Origin of the sequence: Bradyrhizobium sp. WSM1743 (assembly GCF_000473065.1) — a bacterium.
GTDB lineage: Bacteria > Pseudomonadota > Alphaproteobacteria > Rhizobiales > Xanthobacteraceae > Bradyrhizobium.
In genome coordinates this window covers 1-3,181 of the sequence record NZ_AXAZ01000143.1, presented here as the reverse complement: position 1 = coordinate 3,181, position 3,181 = coordinate 1, and the positions used below count along the sequence as shown (strand labels likewise).

3 protein-coding genes and 3 pseudogenes are annotated in these 3,181 nt (G+C 64.5%); 3 read left to right on the top strand and 3 right to left on the bottom strand.

Features of this window, described 5'->3' with window-relative positions; translation table 11 throughout:
- Nucleotides 1-176: 176 nt before the first annotated feature.
- Together YU9_RS0138130 and YU9_RS44025 are read right to left on the bottom strand one after the other, a co-directional pair.
- On the bottom strand, nt 177-1,349 hold the full coding sequence (locus tag YU9_RS0138130; RefSeq protein ID WP_027577382.1) for a PHB depolymerase family esterase: 1,173 nt from the start codon (nt 1,347-1,349) through the stop codon (nt 177-179).
- Nucleotides 1,350-1,353: 4 nt separating this feature from the next.
- Nucleotides 1,354-1,772: pseudogene (locus YU9_RS44025) on the bottom strand (CopG family transcriptional regulator).
- 294 nt (nt 1,773-2,066) lie between these two features.
- Here YU9_RS44025 and YU9_RS49480 point away from each other — a divergent pair.
- Nucleotides 2,067-2,234 (top strand): hypothetical protein, encoded by a 168-nt coding sequence (locus YU9_RS49480; RefSeq protein WP_051380679.1) that lies wholly within the window; start codon nt 2,067-2,069, stop codon nt 2,232-2,234.
- On the opposite strand, the pseudogene YU9_RS50595 reads toward YU9_RS49480, so the two are convergent.
- Nucleotides 2,231-2,500: pseudogene (locus YU9_RS50595) on the bottom strand (hypothetical protein). The gene YU9_RS49480 and the pseudogene YU9_RS50595 sit on opposite strands and share 4 nt — an antisense overlap.
- Here YU9_RS50595 and YU9_RS49475 point away from each other — a divergent pair.
- Complete coding sequence (locus YU9_RS49475; RefSeq protein WP_198028373.1) at nt 2,396-2,641, top strand: hypothetical protein; 246 nt, start codon at nt 2,396-2,398, stop codon at nt 2,639-2,641. The pseudogene YU9_RS50595 and the gene YU9_RS49475 overlap by 105 nt on opposite strands.
- Before the next feature lie 124 nt (nt 2,642-2,765).
- Nucleotides 2,766-3,181, top strand: a pseudogene (locus tag YU9_RS44010) (adenylate cyclase); the annotation flags it as partial.

Genomic DNA, 3,181 nt, shown 5'->3' with positions numbered 1-3,181 from the left:
AAGAGGTCGATTCCACCGAATGAGAAGCGCGGCGGCCACGAAATGCGCCGGAGCGCCCCAAGTCGCCGGATTTTCACACGGCCTGGGCCCTTAGCGGTCCGCAGCCCTCGGCGCTGTGAAGTCTGCTTTCAGAGGTGAAACAGACTCGTGCTGGAATTATGAGTACGCGGCCTAGTCTAGTTTCGTCTCTGCTGCAGCGAATGTTCGAGAAAGAAACGCAGCATCTCCCTCGTCGCATCCGGTCCGTCCGGATCGGTGTAGGATCCTGCGGGACTGCCTCCCGACCATGCGTGTCCGGCTCCGTGGATTTCCCAGTGTTCGAGGATTCCGCGCCCGCCGGCGTCGGTGTGGACCGTGCGAGTGTAGGCATGCCCTCCAGGTACCCGCCCGCGATGCACCTTCGCCTTCGTGCGGGATCCGCCGAGCGACTGTCGGACGATCCGAGCGCCGTTTTTTGAATGCACCGTGGTGTCGCGATCGCCGTGGAAGACGATTGTCGGCACGGGCGGGGCGTCGCCCGGCATTGCCTCAGGTCCGCCGCCTTGCTTCATGGCCATGAGCGCGGAGGGTAGGTCGCTGGCTGCTCCGCAGGCCAGTCCGGAATGAATGCCGATCGCCGCGTACAGGTCGCCGTACGTCGATCCCATGACGGCCGCGGCCGCGGCCCCGGCGGACAGTCCAGCGATGTAGACGCATTCCGGATCGACCGAATAATCGCGCATGATCTGGCGGGTGATGCCGGCGATGAGCGAGGGCTCGCCTCCGTCGCGCTGCTGGTCGACTGGCCGAAACCAGTTCCAGCATTTCGACTGGTTCGCTTCCGCCCGCTGCGCAGGATAGGCCACGAAGCAGGTCTGTTCTTCGGCGATGAAGTTCATCCGCGTGCCGGCGGCGAAATCTTCCGGCGACTGCGTGCAGCCGTGGAGCATGATCACCAGCGGAATGGGCTGCCCATGATAGCCGCTCGGGATGAACAGCCGGTAGGCGCGGCTTCCCGCGGCATTTGCGTAGACGCCTTCGACGAACCTGGCGCCGTCCGGCACGGTATCCGCCATGGAGGGCGGGGCGCGCCCCAGCAATCCTCGGAGTCCGAGCCCGTGGATGCTGTTGGCAAGGTCCACTGGCGGCCGGGCCGCCCGACGCGGCCGCCTCGTCTCGGCGGCGTTCGCCTTAGCGTCGATGGTCGGCGGCTCTCTTCCTGCAGCAGGGGCGGGGTGGCCGGTCCTCGGTGCGGCAGCGTCCCGCTCTTTCTCGCCCCGAAGCATGCGCTGAAGCAACGCGGTGGCCTCGACGAGTTGGCCCGAGCGCGTGAGGCGTGTGGCTTCGCGAATGATGTCCTGGTTCAGCATGACCTTACCTCGTCCTGTCTGCGAGAGCGGACTTGACCGCCGGACTGGCATGCAGGGCCCCCAGCACAGAGACCGATGCAATCGTCGCGCGGGCAAGCTCGGGCGTGACGTCTTGGGCGATGGTGGCAAGGCCCAGAACATTGATGTGCAGCATCTCGCCCGCCCGCCGCGCTGCTTCGAGATCATCGCGGCTATAGTTTCGCAAGCCCAGGTCCAGGCTCTTTCTCGCCGTGGACTGCTTGACCACGTCGGCATGGCTTCGAGCTGGTTGCGGATGGCGGTCCGGATGAAATCCGTGCGGTTCGAGTAGAAGCCTTCCTGCACCATCAAATCGACCTGACCGAGATCGACAAAACCAAGATTGATCGTGATTTTTTCCGAGTCGGAGGGCTTTGGTCGGATTTCGTGCACGTTGCTGGCCATCGCTGCCACCATCCTTTCTCCATCTGATGAGATGGTATATGGATGGAATTCGTCAGCTCGCAAGACCCACCCGTTAGCGAAAGTGAGATCCGTCCGGGGCGGCCAGCGCTACCCGCGCAGCAGCCAGAGGCTGCGGCTGATCCCGAGCCTCGGGAGCAGCTCATCGACAGATTAGAGGAGCAGAGGCGTGACGCTCCAGAGGGTTAGGCCCGCGATCGCGGTCGTGGCGGTCCCCGGATTCATACGGTCGCATCGGTGCGTGATCGTTTACGATCCGCGATTATGTTTCGGCCCATGGACGTCGAGTACGACCCCGAGCAAGAGGCTTTTGCCGCGATGAAGCTCGCCGCCCAAGCCGATGGAGACGAACGGCAGAGATGGATCAACGCCGCACTGGCGTGGATCGAACTCACTCGGCTGCGGGTGCCGCTCGGCCGCCGGCCGAGAGAAGAGGCGGCCTAGTCGGCCTCGGAGGGGCACTCCGGACAGGAATCGCCGATCGAATCAGAACATCACGGACCTCGGCCACGGCCTCATCCGGAGAGAAGCCGCTCGGCGAATTCTGACGTGCGATGTCGAAGGCCCGCTCGCGAGCGTGCGGGTCGGCGCGGTCGCATCCACCCGTGCTCCTCGCACTGGCGGATGGCGCCGGCTTCCTGCAGCACGAAGATCGCCCAGCCACGCAGCGTCTGGATGATGCGGCGACGGAAGGATGCAACGCGGCGCAAGGGTTCTTGTTCAGCCGTCCGGTTCCTGCCACCGAACTCGCATCAACGTCTCAGTTTGAAAAACCGCCCGTCGCGTTTGTACTCTGGAAACGGCTCCGCAACATTGCTGCGTTGCATTCGCAAGTCCGCTCCGCGATCTGATCCCCGAGTGGGCCAGAAGCGCAGTTCGTCGCTGTCTAGTCGTGACGTTTCACCGCGCCCAGCGCACGCCATCTTGAGATAGACTGGAGCTCCTAGCGCTGAAGACGAGAGCCGGGAGGAGCCCATGGACATCGGGACCTGGCTGTGTGGTCTGGGGCTGGGACAGTACGAACAGGCATTCCGGGAGAACGACATCGATGCCGAGGTCCTAATGGACCTCACGGCCGAGGATCTGGTTGGGCTCGGGGTCGTCTCGATCGGCCATCGCCGCAAGCTGCTCGCCGCCATTGCCGCCCTGCGCGCCGGCTCAATGTCGGCGACCACCCCTGCTACGGCCGTACCCACGGTCGCCTCCGGGAAGGTCTCGCTTGCACCGGAGGCCGACCGCCGCCAGCTCACCGTGATGTTTGTCGACCTGGTCGACTCGACTGCGCTCGCGGCGCGACTCGATCCGGAGGAAATGGCCGACGTCCTGCGGACCTATCAGAGCGCAGTAGCAGGCGCGATCGCGCGGTTCGAAGGGCACGTGGCAAAGTACAT